We start from the raw sequence: 15222 nt of genomic DNA, 5'->3' as shown, positions 1-15222 counted from the left end.
TACGCGGGCCGCCTCCGCATCCGCCGAGCGCGGGTGACCGCGGCGCGGCGGCGCGGCGCCTGCTCAGGTCAGGCAACGTCGCCGGCGTCCCGGGAGTACGCGCGTTCGCCCATCACCCAGGTTTCGGCGACGGCCCGGTCGTCACCCACCATCATGATCGCGAAGAGAAGGTCGGCGGCGTGCTCGAGGGTGGTCGGCGCGGCATCGCCGACGCTGAGGCCGGTTCGCCAGCGAACGGCCGGCGGGCCGCCCCTCCCGTCGAGGACGACGAAGTCGGCCTCTTTGCCGATGTCGAAGTTGCCCACCTTGTCGTCGAGCCGCAGCGCCTCCGCGCCACCCAGGGTCACGGAGTAGAACGCACGGTACGGAGAGAGTCTGTTGCGTTCGGCTTCGGCCGCATCCTGACGCGAGGGGTCGATGCTGCCGTCGAGCTGGGTGTTGTTGAGCATCCCGACCTTGTACGCCTCCTCGAGGACGTTCAGCATGCTGAAACGGTTTCCGCCACCCACATCACTGCCGAAGGTCAGCAGGACGCGATGTTCGGGGTCGGTCGCCCGTCCCAGGCGGAACAGGCCGCTGCCGAGGTAGAGGTTGGAGCACGGACAGAAGGTGACGGCGGCCCCGGCCGCGGACAGACGGCGGAATTCGCCGTCGGTGAGCCAGACACCGTGTCCTCCGGTGAACTTGGGGCCCACCAGCCCGTACTTCTCGTACACCTCGAGGTAGTCCGTGCAGTCATCGTGCAGCTGGAGGACCCCTCGGATCTCGGAGGGGTTCTCAGAGATGTGCGTGTGCACCCACACGTCGGGGTTCTCCGCCTTCAACCGCCCGCACGCGGCGAGCAGATCCTTCGAGGCGCCATAGGCGAACCGCGGCGTGACGGCGTACGAGCTCCGACCGACGCCGTGGTGCCTGTCGATCAGCTCCGTCGCCGCGGCGTAGAACTCGTCGGCGGTGGTGGTGAACCACTCGGGGGCATTCACATCGATGGCGGTGATGCCGGTGATGATGCGCATGTTCCGGCGAGCGGCCTCTTCGAAGACGACCTCCGCGGTGACGGGCTGCGCCGTGGTGAAGGCCTGACAGGTCGTGGTGCCGGAGGCGAGGAGGGTGTCGAAGAATCGGCGCACGCCTTCTTCTGCATACTCCCGATCGAAATACCGGCGCTCCTCCGGGAACACCCACTTCTCCAGCCAGGGCAGAAGCTGCTCGCCGTAGGAACCCAGAATCCGGGTCTGCGGAATGTGGATATGCCCGTCGATGAAGCCCGGAAGGATGAGGCGATCGGAGATCTCGACGACGTCCATCGAGGGGTGACGGGCCGAAACCTCGTCGTGCGGGCCGAAGTCGACGATGATCCCGCGGTCATCGACGACGAGCAGCCCGTCGGCGAAGAAGCGCGTCGCTGCCTGCTCATCGCCGACATGTCGCCAGGGATCGTCGACGAAGTCGAGGAATGCTCCCCTGATCGCGCGCACGCCGGTACCGATTCCCGGTCGGTCAGGACGCGCGGGAGATACGGCCGAGGACCCCATGGACGAACGCTCCCGAATCATCGGTGGAGAACTCCTTGGCGAGCTCGACAGCCTCGTCGATGGCGACCGCAGCGGGGACGGCGTCGTTGTAGAGGATCTCCCAGGCACCGATGCGCAGCAGGGCCCGATCCACGGCGGGCATGCGCGCGAGCGACCAGTCTTTGGCGAAAGTCGTGATCTGCTCGTCGATGTCGTCGCGCTGATCGATGATGCCGTCGACGATCTCGCGGGCGTACAGCCACGATGCCTCACGCGCGGGCTCACTGGCGGCGCGTTTGGCCTCGACGGCCAGAATCACTCCGAGGTCTTCGCCGCGGACGTCAGCCTGGAAGAGGATGTCGAGCGCGCGCTTGCGTGCTTTCGTGCGGGCACTCATCGGGCGGCGTCCTCGCTCAGTTCACACGACCGAGGTAGTCACCGGTGCGCGTGTCGACCTTCACCTTGGTTCCGGTCTCCAGGAACAGCGGAACCTGGATCTCGTAGCCGGTCTCGACCGTAGCGGACTTGGTGCCGGCCGACGAGCGGTCGCCCTGCAGCCCCGGCTCGGTGTAGGTGATCTCCAAGACGACGGATGCCGGCAGATCGATGTAAAGCGGGTTGCCGTTGTTCAGCGCGATCGTGACCTGCTGGTTCTCGAGCAGGAAGTTCTTCGCGTCGCCGACGGTGGCGGCCGGGACGTTGACCTGGTCGTAGTCGCTCATGTCCATGAAGACGAAGCTGTCGCCGTCGTTGTACAGGTACGTGAAGTCACGGCGGTCGACGTTCTCGATCTCGACCTTGGCGCCGGCGTTGTAGGTGCGATCGACGACCTTCCCGGTGACGACGTTCTTGAGCTTGGTGCGGACGAACGCTCCGCCCTTTCCGGGCTTGACGTGCTGGAACTCCACAACGCTCCAGAGCTGTCCGTCGATGTTGAGGACGACGCCGTTCTTGATGTCTGCGGTCGATGCCATTGCGCTGATCGGATCCTTCGAAGTGCGGGCGATGTGCCCCGGAGGCGTTGCGGCCGAGCGGCCGACCACCGATTCTACGTGACGATCGGCCCTCAGCCCTCGGCCTGACCGGTGAGGAGGTCGATCAGCAGGCGCGTCGCGGTGCGGTAGCCCTCGATCCCCTCCCCCATGATGTGGACGGATGCGACGTCGGCGACATAGGAATGGTGGCGGAACGGCTCGCGGGTGCGGATGTCGGAGATGTGGATCTCGGCGACCGGCAGCGCGACGCCCGAGAGGGCATCGCGCAGCACGACAGAAGTGTGGGTGAGCCCCCCGGGATTGATGACGATGCCGGCGCAGTCCTCTCGCGCCGCGTGGATCGCGTCGATGAGCACACCCTCGTGGTTGCTCTGGACGGCCCGCACCTCGAATCCCCGCTCCGCCGCCGTCCGCACGACGAGGTCTTCGACGTCGGCGAGGGTCTGCGTGCCGTACACCGCGGGCTCCCGGAAACCGAGAAGGTTGAGGTTCGGTCCATTCACCAGCAGGATGCGTCGACTCGTGGTCATGTCGTTCTCCCCAGTGATTTGCGCATCTCGATCTCGGGCCCGATGACGCTCGTGAATTCGACACCCGTCGGGACGAAGCCGATCCGCCGGTAGGCCGCTCGGGCGCGCGCATTGTCGCGATGCACGTCGAGGGTGAGGGCATCTGCGCCGTGCTCGGCGGCCCACACGGCGGCGGCCTCGATCAGTCGTTCCAGAAGGCCCGCACCGCGCGCCGCCGGGGCGATGAAGACCCCGACGACATCGGCCCGTGGCGCTTCGACGCCGCGTCCGAGGTGATCGCGGTCACCCGCTTCGCGCAGCAGCACAGTGACCGATCCGACCCAGGAGCCACCGTCGACGGCGACGAACTGAGCCGCGTCGTCACCGAGGGCTGCGCCGGCGGCGCGATCGCGCCACGCGGCATCGTCACGCTCCCGCTCCTGCTCGACGGTGGTGAGGAAGGCCAGCGACGCATCGGGATCGCTGACGGCGGCCATGCGGAGGTCGCGGATCTCTGCCCACTCGTGCAGACGGACCCGACGCACCTCCGCCGGTGACCTCACCCCGCGACCTCCTGATACGCAGCGAAGAGGAGCGACTCGTCCGGAGCCTGCAGCACCGTGGGACGGGCGATGTCATCCAGGACGATGAAGCGGAGCATCCCCCCGCGGCTCTTCTTGTCGCGCTGCATCGTCGCCAGCAGCTGCTGCCAGGCGCCCGCGCGGTAGGTGACGGGAAGGCCCAGTACACCGAGGATGTCGCGGTGACGCTGCGCCGCGTCATCCGACAGGCGCCCTGCCAGGCGCGACAGCTCCGCGGCGAACACCATGCCCACCGAGATCGCCGCGCCGTGACGCCAGCGATAGCGTTCGGCGTGCTCGATCGCATGACCGAGGGTGTGCCCGTAGTTGAGGACTTCTCGCAGGCCCGCCTCGCGGAGATCCTCCCCCACGACCCGCGCCTTCATCTCGATGGCCAGTTCGATCGAGCGTCGGAATCCGGATGTCGTCGGATCGACCACCCCCTCGGGGTCCGCCTCGACGAGGTCGAGGATCTCGGGGTACCAGATGAACCCGGCCTTGACGACCTCCGCGAAACCCGCGACGGCCTCGTTGCGCGGGAGAGTGGCGAGCAGGTCGAGGTCGCACAGCACCGCGCGCGGCGGCCAGAACGCGCCGACGAGATTCTTGCCCTCCGCGGTGTTCACCCCGGTCTTGCCGCCGACAGCGGCGTCGACCATGCCGAGAACCGTGGTCGGCACCTGCACGATCGGCACGCCGCGGAGCCACGTCGCGGCGACGAAACCGGCCAGATCGGTCACGGCTCCTCCACCGAATCCGATGACCGCGTCGGTGCGGGTGAAGTCGGCCTGACCCATGATCTGCCAGCAGAAGGCGGCGACTTCAATGCGCTTGCCCTGTTCGGCGTCGGGGATCTCGGCCAGGAGCACCTGCCGTCCGCCTCCGATCGACCCGCGCAGCTGCTCCGCCTGGGCAGACAGGGTCGGAGGATGCACGATCAGCACTTTCTGCGCGTCGGCCGGGAGGGCGTCGGTCAGCCCCGGGAGGATCCCGCGTCCGACCGTGACGTCGTAGGGTGCCGCACCTGCGACGGTGATCACCGTGGCGTCGGTCATGCTCTCTCCTTCTGCGGGGTCTCGGCCCAAGCGACGATGGCGTCGACCACCTTCTGCAGCGGGCCGGTCGAGGTGTCGAACGTCGCGTCCGCGAGTCGTCGGTACAGGGGCAGGCGTTCGGCGAGGATCGCATTCCACCGGGTCATGGGGTCTTCGTCCTGCAGCAGCGGCCGTGCGGTGTCTCGCAGGCGATGGGCGACGACGCGCGGCGCGACGGTCAGGAGAACCACCCGGTGCCTCTCGAGATCGCGCTGGGTGTCGGGGTCGAGCACCGCTCCCCCGCCGAGCGAGACGACGCCGCCTGTTCGCAGAGCGCGGGCGACGGTCTCACGCTCGAGCCGGCGGAACTCCGCCTCTCCGTGGTCGGCGAAGATGCGCTCGATGGGGCCGTGCTCGCGGACGACCCCGGCGTCGGTGTCGGTGAAGGGCACGCCGAGGCGACGGGCGACCCGCTTGCCCAGGCTCGTCTTGCCCGCCCCCATCGGGCCGATGAGGACGATCGCCTCAGACGGCGAGGTCATCGTGGGCGGCGATCGTCGGATCGCTCTCGCCGACCGTGCGGAGGGTGTCGGGGATGCCGGCGACGTAGCTCTCGAGATTGCGGAGCGTCTCGGCGACGCTGTCGCCGCCGAACTTCTCCAGCACGACCTCGGCGAGGACGATCGCGACCATGGCCTCGGCGACGACCCCGGCGGCCGGCACCGCGCAGACATCCGAGCGCTGATGGTGCGCCGCGGCGGCCTCCCCCGTGGCCACGTCGATCGTGCGCAGAGCATGGGGCACGGTGGCGATGGGCTTCATTCCGGCCCGCACGCGCAGAACGGTGCCGGTGGACATTCCCCCCTCGGTGCCTCCCGCACGGTCGGTGCTGCGGGTGATCCCGGCCTCGCCGGCGAAGAGTTCGTCGTGCGCGTGGGATCCACGGCGACGGGTGGTCTCGAAGCCGTCGCCGACCTCGACGCCCTTGATCGCCTGGATGCTCATCAGCGCTTGAGCGAGCTTGCCGTCCAGGCGCCGGTCCCAGTGGACGTGCGAGCCGAGCCCCGGCGGCAGTCCGTACGCGAGCACTTCGACGATGCCGCCGAGGGTGTCGCCGTCTTTGCGTGCGGCGTCGACCTCGGCGACCATCCGCTCGGACGTTGCGGGGTGGAAGCACCGCAGCGGATCGGCGTCGAGGATCTCGAGGTCTTCGGGCGTGGGCAGCGGTGCGTCGTCGGGCGTGCGCACGGGTCCGATCGACAGCGTGTGGCTGACGAGCTGGATGCCGAGCTCGGCGAGGAACCCTCGAGCGAGGGCTCCCAGGGCCACCCGCGCCGCGGTCTCACGGGCGCTGGCCCGTTCGAGGATCGGACGCGCCTCGTCGAATCCGTACTTCTGCATACCGACGAGGTCGGCGTGACCCGGTCGCGGACGGGTGAGGGCGGCGCCGCGGCCGCGCGACATCTCGGTGAGTTCCACCGGCTCGGGGCTCATGACCTCGGTCCACTTCGGCCACTCGGTGTTGCCGATGCGCAGCGCGATGGGGCTGCCCAGGCTGTAGCCGTGACGGACTCCGGCGGAGATCTCGAGCGCGTCGGCTTCGAACTTCATCCGCGAACCGCGCCCGTACCCGAGGCGCCGACGGGCGAGGTCGGCCTGGATGGCGGAGCGGGAGACCGGGACGCCGGCGGGAAGACCCTCCATGATGGCGACGAGTTCGGGGCCGTGGGATTCCCCGGCGGTGAGCACGCGAAGCATGGGTCCTAGTCTTCCATGAGGGCTCGGCGCATCGACGCGACGATGACGGACTCTGACGGAAGCGGCTCGTCGACGTCGCCGGTGGTGAAGATCCGCACCTGACGCACCGCCTGATGCAGGAGCATCGGCAACCCGGAGACAGCCTGGCCGCCCGCGCCCTCCCACGCCGCCGCGAGCGGTGTCGGCCACGAGCCGTAGACGACGTCGACCAGCAGGCCCCCGGGTACGACCACCGCGTCGAGGACGGATGCCGGCAGCTCGGCGTCTCCGGGAAGGGTGGCGATGGTCAGCGCGGGGTCGGTTCGGGCATCCGGATGCGTGCGGGGCGCGTCGAGGGGTACTGCCGTGACGTGCAGGTCGAGGCTCGCGCCGAGGGCGACGAGATGGCCGGCCGCATCGGGGCGGCGCGCACGGATCTCGACCTCTCTCGCTCCCAGTGCTTCCAGCGCGAGAAGTGCCGAGGTCGCGGTCGCTCCCGCACCCAGGACCGTCCCGTGCACGGCCCGTTCGATCCCCTGTTCGCGGATCGCCGCGACGAGCCCGGCGACGTCGGTGTTGAATCCGCGGATTCCGGCATCGCCGGGAACCAGGGTGTTCACCGCGCCGCTCAGCTGCGCGGCACGGTCGAGGACGGTCGCGGCCTTCGCGGCGACGTGCTTCAGGGGCATGGTCAACGACAGACCGCGCCACGTCTCCGTCGTATCGGCGAGTGCGGCGCCGAACTGCGTCTCCGAGACCCGTCGACGCTCGTAGGTCCACGGCAGGCCGAGCAGAGCATAGGCGGCGGTGTGCAGCTGCGGGGATCGGCTGTGTGCGATCGGATCGCCCCACACCGCCAGGCGCGTGGCGTCGGCGCTTAGCATCCCGCGTCGGGGTTCTGGCTGCACCACTCCCGCCACTGCTCGACATACCGGAGATGCTCGTTGTAGGTCTCGGTGAAGATCGTCTCGCCCGTGTTGAGGTTGACGGTCACGAAGTACAGCCACGGGCCGTCCGCGGGGTTCATCGCGGCGTTGATCGCGACGTCACCGGGGTTGGCGATCGGGCCGATGGGCAGCCCCACCTGCACGTACGTGTTCCACGGGTTCGGATCGGTCAGGGCTTCCTCGCTCGAACTCACGACGCCCTCGCGGCTCTCGCCGACCCCGTACTGGGCGGTGGAGTCCATCTGCAGCTTGCCGAAGGTCTCCTGGTTGCCGGGATCCAGTCGGTTCTGGATGACCCGCGAAACCTTCTGCATGTCAGCCTCGTAGCGGGCTTCCCTCTGGATGATCGAAGCGATGATGAGGATCCGCTGCCGGTCGTCGACGGGGACCCCCGCGGCATCCAGCGACTGCACGGTGCGGTTCACCATCGTCTGGATGACGTCGGTCGCCGTGACGCCGGGATCGAAGGTGTACATCGCCGGGAAGAGCCACCCCTCCAGGCTGTCGGCCGGGACGCCGTACGCGGCGGGGTCGGCCGCCGCGGCCTGCAGCTCCTCCAGCGGCATGCCAAGACTTTCGGAGACGACCTCCAGGGTCGCCTCCGCCGTCTGACCCTCGGGGATGAGCGCGGAGTTCTCCAGCTTGTTCTCCGGGTTCTCGATCGCTGCGAGCGCCGCCTCGGAGGTCATCTGCAACTGCAGGCGATACACGCCGGGCATGAACGTGGGGCTCCGACCGTTGTCGATCAGGTAGTCGTAGAAGGCGTCGGAGGTCTTGGTGACGCCCGCTTCGAAGAGCGTCTGAGAGATCGATTGGCCGGTGTCACCCGAGACGATCGTGACGAGTGCTTCACCGTTCGCGAGGCCGTCTTCGAAGTCGGCCGGTTCCTCCCAGCCCATCACTTCGCGGATCTGGGACTCGTAGGTGCTCCAGACGTACAGGCCGCCGACGACGATGCCGCCGATGATGGCGAGCACCAGCCCGATGGCGATCGCCGCGCCGATGCGACGGCGGCGCCGATCCGGCTTCGGCGGCGGAGAACCGAGGGCCTCGGTGGTGGCTTCGCCCGTGAACAGGTCCTCGAGGGTCGCGGTACCGGCCGGCCGGGTCGCGGTGCGGGTGGAACCCCTCTCCCTGCTCGACGGGTCGGTGGAGGCGACGCCGACGGACGCCGGCGTCTGCGCGACACGTGCCGCGGGAATCGGAGCCGGATCGCTTCGGGGTGCGGGGACCGGCGCGGACGGCGCATCGGTGGATCGCGTGGCCGCCTCGCGAGCGGCTCGGCGGGACGGCGGTGGGTCCGCCGGTCGGGGTGCGTCCTCGCTCGCCGGCGGTGCAGACGCATGACCTCCGGCGGTCGCATCCGCCGCCCCGGAGGTCTCGGGGGCGCCCTCCGTCCGGCGGGAGTCTCGCGTGCGGGGGTCGGGCAGCTTCCCGAAAAGATCCGCGAACGGATCCTCGGACGACGGGTGATCGGGCATCAGGCGGGCTCCTGGGGGACGGGGGTTCCGGGCGGTCGTCCCTGCCGCTTCTCCACATCGAGGGCGTGCTGAAGCAGAACGACGGCCGCGGCCTGGTCCACAATGCTACGAGAAGAACGCTGCGATCTGCCCGAATCTCGCAGAACCGCATGCGCGGAGACGGTGGTCAGACGCTCGTCCACGAGGCGCACGGGCACCGCCGACACCTTCGCGAGCTCCTCCGCGAACGCCCGCGCATCCTCGGTCGAGGGCGTCGACTCGCCGCGGAGATTCAGGGGGAGACCGACGATGAGCTCCACTGCGGAGTACTCGTCCGCGAGGTCCCGCACGCGGGCGATCGCCCGCTCATCACGGGTGACGGTCTCCACCGGAGTCGCGAGCAGCCCGTCCGGATCGGAGCGCGCGACCCCCACACGTGCCTTCCCGACATCGATCCCGAGGCGGGCGCCTCGCCGGAAACCGGTCATCCCTCGGCGAGCACCCGGGTGACGGCGTCCATCGCCGCGGCCAGCGCCGCAGCATCCGTCCCCCCGCCCTGGGCGAGGTCGTCACGACCACCGCCGCCGCCGCCGAGGACGCCTGCGGCGGTCTTGGCGAGGACGCCCGCACGGGCTCCCGCGCTGCGCGCGGCGTCGTTCGTCGCCACGATCACGACCGGACGCTCCCCCACGACGGCGCTGAGGGCCACGACGGCGGCATCAGCGCCGAGCCGCTCGCGCACCTGGAGAGCCAGAGCCCGCACGTCGTCGGCGCTCGAGGCGGTGCCGAGGTTCTCAGCGACGACCGCATACGCCCCCTGACGGGAAGCGGCGGCCACGAGGTTCGGGAGGCGCTCGCCGAGCGCCCTCGATTCCAGCTGAGCGATCTTCTTCTCGGCGGCCTTCAGGCTCGCGGCAAGATCGGCGATGCGAGCGGGCAGCTGGTCGCGCGGGGTCTTCAAAGTGGAGGTCAACTGCGACACGATGGCGCGTTCCGCCGCCAGCTCGCGGAACGCGTCGGCACCGACGAGGGCCTCGACACGGCGGTTGGAGGCACCCACCGACGACTCCCCGACGAGATTGATGATCCCGACCTCGGCGCTGCGATCGACGTGGGTACCGCCGCAGAGCTCGCGCGACCAGGGGCCACCGATGTCGACCATCCGTACGGTGTCGCCGTACTTCTCGCCGAACAGCGCCAGCGCGCCGAGTTCCTTGGCCTCATCCAGGGAGAGCACGCGCGTGGTGACCTCGAGATTGTCACGCACCGCGTTGTTGGCGATCTCCTCGATCTCGGACTTCGTCTCCGGCGACAGCGCCTGACCCCAGGTGAAGTCGAAACGGAGATACCCGGCACGGTTCAGCGACCCGGCCTGCGTCGCGGATCGTCCCAGGGTGTCGCGGAGAGCCGCATGGACGAGGTGCGTCGCCGAATGCGCTTGCATCGCTGCGCGACGGTTCGCCGCATCGACGACCGAGGTCGCCGGCTGACCCACCCCGACTTCGCCGGTGCGCACCTCGACGGTGTGGCTGATGAGGCCCGGAACCGGACGCTGCACATCGATCACGTCGAGTTCGTAGCCGGGCCCGACGATCACACCCTTGTCTGCGACCTGACCGCCCGATTCGGCGTAGAGCGCCGTCTCGGCGAGGATGACCTCGGCGATCTCGCCCTGGCGTGCACGGTCGACCGACACCCCGTCCACGAGGACGCCCAGAACGGTGGATTCGGTCTCGAGGTCGGTGTAACCGGTGAACGCGGTCTCTCCCCGGGCACGGAACTCCCGATAGACACTGTGGTCGGCGATGGCGCGCTTGCGCGCCTTGGCGTCGGCCTTCGCCCGAGAGCGCTGCTCCTGCATGAGGGTGTCGAAAGCCGCGCGGTCGACGCTCAGCCCCGCCTCCTCGGCGATCTCGAGCGTGAGGTCGATCGGGAACCCGTAGGTGTCGTGGAGCAGGAAGGCGTCAGCGGCCGGGATGCTCGTTCCTCCGGCGTCCTTGGTAGCCGTGACCGCGAGGTCGAGGATCGTCGATCCCGAGGCCAGTGTGCGAAGGAACGTCTCCTCCTCGGCGACGGCGTAGGCGGACAGCCGGGAGTACTCGGCCTCGAGGTTCGGGTAGGCGGCCTTCATCGCGTCGCGGGACGCCGCGAACAGCTCGGGGAAGGTCGGAGCATCCACTCCGAGCAGGCGCATGGCCCGGACCGCCCGGCGCATGAGTCGCCGGAGGATGTATCCACGGCCCTCATTGGACGGGGTCACACCGTCGGCGAGGAGCATGAGCGAGGACCGCACGTGGTCGGCCACGACGCGGAACCGCACGTCGTCGTCATGCACGGCACCGTAGCGACGGCCCGACAGCTCCACCGCACGATCGAGCACCGGCCTCACCTGGTCGGTCTCGTACATGTTCTCCACGCCCTGCTTGAGGAACGCGACGCGCTCGAGACCCATGCCGGTGTCGATGTTCTTCTGCGGGAGCTCGCCGATGATGTCGAAGTCGACCTTGGAGCGGACGTTCGTGATCGCGTACTGCATGAACACGAGGTTCCAGATCTCCACGTACCGGTCGTCGTCGGTCGCGGGACCCCCGTCGATGCCGTATGCCGGACCACGGTCGAAGAAGATCTCCGAGCAGGGGCCGGCGGGGCCGGGCTGCCCGGTGCTCCAGTAGTTGGAGTCGCGACCGAGGCGCTGGATGCGGTCGGGCGAGATGCCGGCCACGGTGCGCCAGAGCGACTCGGCCTCGTCGTCGTCCTCGTAGACGGTGACCCACAGGTCCTTCTCGTCGAACCCGAGACCGCCGTCGGCCTCGGAGGAGAGCAGCAGATCCCACGCGTAGCGGATCGCGCCCTCTTTGAAGTAGTCGCCGAAGGACCAGTTGCCGAGCATCTGGAAGAACGTGCCGTGTCGCGGGGTCTTGCCGACCTCTTCGATGTCGTTGGTTCGGATGCACTTCTGCACATCCGCCGCACGGGAATAGGGCGCAGGCACCACTCCGGTCAGGTAGGGGATGAAGGGCACCATGCCGGCGACGGTGAACAGCAGTGACGGGTCGTCGCTGACGAGCGAAGCCGAGGGGACGATGGTGTGGCCATTGCGCTCGAAGTAGTCGAGGTAGCGCTGGGCGATCTCAGCGGTTCTCATGCGAAGTCCTCAGGAAGACGTGGGTGATCCGCCCGCGGAGCGGGCGGATGGCGGATCGGGCGACGGGTCAGTCGGATGACGCTGCGGCAGCCTTGGCTTTGGCCAGTGCCTCACCGGCTGCGTCTGCAGCCGCCTCGACGGCGTCTTCGGCAGCGTCACCGAGGTCGTCGAGGGTATCGGCGAAGCGTCCCTGCTGGTCGCGGTAGGCGTCGCCCATGCGGTCGGTGAACTCCGAGATGCGGGCGTCGACCTCGGCGAGGAGTTCGGCTCCACGGGGGTTCTTGTTCACCACATGGGCGGCGACGAACCCGCCGATGATCCCGATCAAGAACCACAGGAGACTTCTCATCACACCACTTCCTCCGCCGCGGGCGCGGCACTGTCTCATCGTAGGCGGAAACGACGGAAGGCGCCGGGGTGACCCGACGCCTTCCGAGAGGCACGCAGCCGACGAGCGTCAGCGCGCGGCGTAGTACTCGACGACCAGCTGGACGTCGCAGACGACGGGGACCTCGGCGCGCTTGGGGCGACGCACGAGCTGCGCCTGCAGCTTGTCGAGCTCGACCTGCAGGTAGCCCGGAACGGGGGGCAGCACGTCGGCGTGTCCGCCGGCGGCAGCGACCTGGAAGGGCTCGGTGCCCTCGCTCTTGGCCTTGACGTGGATGGTCTGGCCCGGCTTCACGCGGAACGACGGGCGGTCGACGGTCTGGCCGTCGACGAGGATGTGGCGGTGCACGACCATCTGACGGGCCTGCGCGGTGGTGCGGGCGAAGCCCGAGCGCAGCACCAGGGCGTCGAGGCGCATCTCGAGCAGCTCGACGAGGTTCTCACCCGTCAGGCCCTGCGTACGACGAGCCTCGTTGAACGTGTTGCGCATCTGCTTCTCGCGGATGCCGTACTGCTCGCGCAGACGCTGCTTCTCACGGAGACGGACGGCGTAGTCGCTGTCGGCCTTGCGCTTGGTGCGACCGTGCTCGCCCGGAGCGTAGGGACGCTTCTCGAGATAGCGGGCGGCCTTCGGAGTGAGGGCGACGCCGAGGGCGCGGGACAGGCGGACCTTGCGGCGGTCCTGGGACTTCGTAGCCACGAAGTGTTCCTTTCGATGACGCTGCCGTGTCTTTCACGGCTCGCGGACGTATCGCCCCTCTTCGCCCTTCCGGACTGCACGCCGGGGCATGCCGGAAGGTCGGTGAAGAAGAGAGGGGATGCCCGAAAACGGTGTTTCAAGCCGGTCAAGCCTACCAGATCGACCCTCAGCACCCTCCCGGCGCTTCCCGCGGCGGGGATCCACCTTCTCCGTCGAAACCGACGGCGCCGCGATCGATTTCAACGGCGGAGGTGCGCATGGGCGCCTCGTGAAGTGGAGCGCCCACTACCGCTCGAGGATCTCGCGCTCGGCTGCGCGTCGGTCGAGCGCCTGCGCCCCTTGCCGGGAAGCGAGGTCATCGGCGTAGAACGACACCGCCCGCTGGTACGCGGGCAGGGTGGGCGCCAGTGCTGCCAGGGCGGTGCGCAGGGCCGGCGTGGGCTTGTCGTCATCGTGGAGTGCCAGCGCGAGGAACGCCTGGGCGGCCGGGAAGAGCGGGTCTTCGGCATCAACGGTCTGCAGCAGTGCGATCGCCGCCGACACATCCCCGACATTGCGCAGCGAGCTGCCCAGTTGGATGATCGCGGGCGTCCGGTGCGCAGCGGGGAGCCCGGCGTCCAGAGCCGCGCGGTACAGCGGCACGGCGGCAGCCTCGTCGCCGAGGTAGTCGTGGAGGGACGCGCGCTCGAAGAGAGCGCGTCCCGTCGCCGCCGACTCCTCGGAGAGGATCGTCTCCAGCATCCCGGACAGCTCGGCGCCGGGCCGGTCGCCCGCCGTCTCCCAGAACCGCTCGAGGCGATCCTCGAGCGCCTCACTCGTGTTCACTTTCCCAGCAGCTTTCTGATCTTCTCCAGCCTCGCTTGGACGTCTCGCTCCTGGCCGTGGTTCGTCGGCTGGAAGTACCGCTTCCCGCGGAGCTCGTCAGGGAGGTACTGCTGAGCCACCACCCCCACCTCGCTGTCGTGGGGATAGACGTACCCCTTGCCGTGGCCGAGACGCTTCGCCCCCGGATAGTGCGCGTCACGCAGATGCACGGGCACGCGGCCGAACCCGCCTGCGCGGACGTCGGCGATGGCGGCGTCCACCGCCACGTAGGCCGCGTTCGATTTCGCCGTCGTAGCGAGGTACGCCGTCGCCTCGGCGAGCGGAATACGGCCCTCGGGCATGCCGATGAACTGCACGGCATCGGCGGCGGCGACCGCGATGACAAGGGCCTGCGGATCGGCCAGGCCGATGTCTTCGGATGCCGAGATGATCAGCCGCCGGGCGATGAAGCGCGGATCCTCGCCGGCCTCGATCATGCGGGCGAGGTAATGGATCGCCGCGTCGACGTCGGAGCCGCGGATCGACTTGATGAACGCGCTGATGACGTCGTAGTGCTCGTCCCCCTGACGGTCGTAGCGCAGCAGCGCGCGGTCGACGGCCTGCGAGACGTGGTCGACGGTGATCGTCGGATCCGTGGCATCCGATTCCGCAGCGTCGTCGTCTGCATCGTCGATCCCGGTCGCGTCCCGCTCAGCCAGCGACGCCGCCGCTTCCAGAGCGGTCAGGGCGCGCCGGCCATCGCCGGACGCCAGTCTGACCAGGGCGTCCCGCGCCTCGGTGTCGAGGACGAGCCTGCCGGCCAGCCCCCGCGGATCATCCACGGCGCGGTCGATCAGCATGCCGAGATCGGCGTCGGTGAGGGGACGCAGCGTCAGCAGCAGAGAGCGCGACAGCAGCGGCGAGATGATCGAGAACGAAGGATTCTCGGTGGTCGCGGCGATGAGCACCACCCATCCGTTCTCGACACCGGGGAGAAGCGCGTCCTGCTGCGCCTTGGTGAACCGGTGGATCTCGTCGAGGAAGAGGATCGTCGACTGACCGTAGAGGTCTCGCTGTGTGAGGGAGTCCTGCATCACCTCCCGGACATCCTTGACGCCGGCCGTCACTGCGGAGAGTTCGACGAAGCGCCGGCCCGACGAGCGGGCGATCGCCTGGGCGAGGGTCGTCTTGCCGGTGCCGGGCGGGCCCCAGAGGATCACCGACGTCGCCGTCGTCCCCGTCGCCTCGGGGTCGGCGAGGGTGACCAGGGGCGAGCCCTTGCGCAGCAGGTGCCCCTGCCCCGCGACCTCACTGAGGGAAGTGGGGCGCATCCGCACGGCGAGGGGCGTGTGGCTGCGCACGAGACCCGCCGTATCACTCACTCCCCAAGGCTAACGGCGACCGCCGAC

Annotated in this window: 16 protein-coding genes; all 16 read right to left on the bottom strand. The window is 69.1% G+C overall.

Annotation, left to right across the window (positions count from 1 at the left end; translation table 11 throughout):
* Positions 1–68 precede the first annotated feature (68 nt).
* Entirely contained in the window at positions 69–1478 is a 1410-nt protein-coding gene (guaD, locus tag DT073_RS09725) for a guanine deaminase (protein WP_205782923.1), read from the bottom strand.
* Between the two features lie 22 nt (positions 1479–1500).
* On the bottom strand, positions 1501–1911 hold the full coding sequence (gene nusB, locus DT073_RS09720; RefSeq protein WP_124293207.1) for a transcription antitermination factor NusB: 411 nt from the start codon (positions 1909–1911) through the stop codon (positions 1501–1503).
* A 16-nt stretch (positions 1912–1927) separates the two neighbouring features.
* On the bottom strand, positions 1928–2488 hold the full coding sequence (efp, locus tag DT073_RS09715) for an elongation factor P (protein ID WP_124293206.1): 561 nt from the start codon (positions 2486–2488) through the stop codon (positions 1928–1930).
* Between the two features lie 92 nt (positions 2489–2580).
* Positions 2581–3039 (bottom strand): type II 3-dehydroquinate dehydratase, encoded by a 459-nt coding sequence (aroQ, locus tag DT073_RS09710; RefSeq protein ID WP_124293205.1) that lies wholly within the window; start codon positions 3037–3039, stop codon positions 2581–2583.
* The gene (locus DT073_RS09705; RefSeq protein ID WP_124293204.1) at positions 3036–3581 is read right to left on the bottom strand and encodes a GNAT family N-acetyltransferase; all 546 of its coding nucleotides are present in this window, start codon (positions 3579–3581) and stop codon (positions 3036–3038) included. Before DT073_RS09705 ends, aroQ begins: the two co-directional genes overlap by 4 nt.
* Positions 3578–4654 (bottom strand): 3-dehydroquinate synthase, encoded by a 1077-nt coding sequence (aroB, locus tag DT073_RS09700; RefSeq protein ID WP_124293203.1) that lies wholly within the window; start codon positions 4652–4654, stop codon positions 3578–3580. The genes DT073_RS09705 and aroB overlap by 4 nt, the downstream gene beginning before the upstream one ends.
* The gene (locus DT073_RS09695) at positions 4651–5175 is read right to left on the bottom strand and encodes a shikimate kinase (protein ID WP_124293202.1); all 525 of its coding nucleotides are present in this window, start codon (positions 5173–5175) and stop codon (positions 4651–4653) included. Before DT073_RS09695 ends, aroB begins: the two co-directional genes overlap by 4 nt.
* The gene (gene aroC / locus DT073_RS09690) at positions 5159–6391 is read right to left on the bottom strand and encodes a chorismate synthase (protein ID WP_124293201.1); all 1233 of its coding nucleotides are present in this window, start codon (positions 6389–6391) and stop codon (positions 5159–5161) included. The genes DT073_RS09695 and aroC overlap by 17 nt, the downstream gene beginning before the upstream one ends.
* Positions 6392–6396: 5 nt before the next feature.
* Entirely contained in the window at positions 6397–7254 is an 858-nt protein-coding gene (locus DT073_RS09685; RefSeq protein ID WP_124293200.1) for a shikimate dehydrogenase family protein, read from the bottom strand.
* Positions 7248–8798 carry an endolytic transglycosylase MltG gene (gene mltG / locus DT073_RS09680; RefSeq protein WP_124293199.1) on the bottom strand — a complete coding sequence of 517 codons (1551 nt, stop codon included), beginning with the start codon at positions 8796–8798 and terminating at the stop codon, positions 7248–7250. The genes DT073_RS09685 and mltG overlap by 7 nt, the downstream gene beginning before the upstream one ends.
* Positions 8798–9265, bottom strand: a complete 468-nt coding sequence (gene ruvX, locus DT073_RS09675; protein WP_124293198.1) for a Holliday junction resolvase RuvX — start codon at positions 9263–9265, stop codon at positions 8798–8800. Before ruvX ends, mltG begins: the two co-directional genes overlap by 1 nt.
* Positions 9262–11922: an alanine--tRNA ligase gene (gene alaS / locus DT073_RS09670; RefSeq protein ID WP_124293197.1), complete on the bottom strand. Its 2661-nt coding sequence runs from the start codon at positions 11920–11922 to the stop codon at positions 9262–9264. Before alaS ends, ruvX begins: the two co-directional genes overlap by 4 nt.
* A 67-nt stretch (positions 11923–11989) precedes the next feature.
* Complete coding sequence (locus tag DT073_RS09665; protein WP_124293196.1) at positions 11990–12271, bottom strand: ATPase; 282 nt, start codon at positions 12269–12271, stop codon at positions 11990–11992.
* Between the two features lie 108 nt (positions 12272–12379).
* Positions 12380–13009, bottom strand: coding sequence for a 30S ribosomal protein S4 (gene rpsD / locus DT073_RS09660; protein ID WP_124293195.1), 630 nt, complete (start codon positions 13007–13009; stop codon positions 12380–12382).
* Between the two features lie 285 nt (positions 13010–13294).
* Positions 13295–13834: a tetratricopeptide repeat protein gene (locus DT073_RS09655; RefSeq protein ID WP_240638566.1), complete on the bottom strand. Its 540-nt coding sequence runs from the start codon at positions 13832–13834 to the stop codon at positions 13295–13297.
* Complete coding sequence (locus DT073_RS09650; RefSeq protein ID WP_124294454.1) at positions 13831–15144, bottom strand: replication-associated recombination protein A; 1314 nt, start codon at positions 15142–15144, stop codon at positions 13831–13833. The genes DT073_RS09655 and DT073_RS09650 overlap by 4 nt, the downstream gene beginning before the upstream one ends.
* Positions 15145–15222 lie beyond the last annotated feature (78 nt).

This window comes from Microbacterium sp. ABRD28 (genome assembly GCF_003850245.1).
GTDB lineage: Bacteria > Actinomycetota > Actinomycetes > Actinomycetales > Microbacteriaceae > Microbacterium.
The sequence above is the reverse complement of the archived record's forward strand: the minus strand, read 5'-3'. Positions and strand labels throughout refer to the sequence as shown.

Bases quoted from the DNA above. Each gene is read 5' to 3' on its own strand.
- aroQ (WP_124293205.1), bottom strand. From the start codon at position 3,039: ATGACCACGAGTCGACGCATCCTGCTGGTGAATGGACCGAACCTCAAC.
- DT073_RS09665 (WP_124293196.1), bottom strand. From the start codon at position 12,271: ATGAGAAGTCTCCTGTGGTTCTTGATCGGGATCATCGGCGGGTTCGTC.
- efp (WP_124293206.1), bottom strand. From the start codon at position 2,488: ATGGCATCGACCGCAGACATCAAGAACGGCGTCGTCCTCAACATCGAC.
- alaS (WP_124293197.1), bottom strand. From the start codon at position 11,922: ATGAGAACCGCTGAGATCGCCCAGCGCTACCTCGACTACTTCGAGCGC.
- aroC (WP_124293201.1), bottom strand. From the start codon at position 6,391: ATGCTTCGCGTGCTCACCGCCGGGGAATCCCACGGCCCCGAACTCGTC.
- DT073_RS09685 (WP_124293200.1), bottom strand. From the start codon at position 7,254: ATGCTAAGCGCCGACGCCACGCGCCTGGCGGTGTGGGGCGATCCGATC.
- mltG (WP_124293199.1), bottom strand. From the start codon at position 8,798: ATGCCCGATCACCCGTCGTCCGAGGATCCGTTCGCGGATCTTTTCGGG.
- ruvX (WP_124293198.1), bottom strand. From the start codon at position 9,265: ATGACCGGTTTCCGGCGAGGCGCCCGCCTCGGGATCGATGTCGGGAAG.
- DT073_RS09650 (WP_124294454.1), bottom strand. From the start codon at position 15,144: ATGCGCCCCACTTCCCTCAGTGAGGTCGCGGGGCAGGGGCACCTGCTG.
- nusB (WP_124293207.1), bottom strand. From the start codon at position 1,911: ATGAGTGCCCGCACGAAAGCACGCAAGCGCGCGCTCGACATCCTCTTC.
- DT073_RS09695 (WP_124293202.1), bottom strand. From the start codon at position 5,175: ATGACCTCGCCGTCTGAGGCGATCGTCCTCATCGGCCCGATGGGGGCG.
- aroB (WP_124293203.1), bottom strand. From the start codon at position 4,654: ATGACCGACGCCACGGTGATCACCGTCGCAGGTGCGGCACCCTACGAC.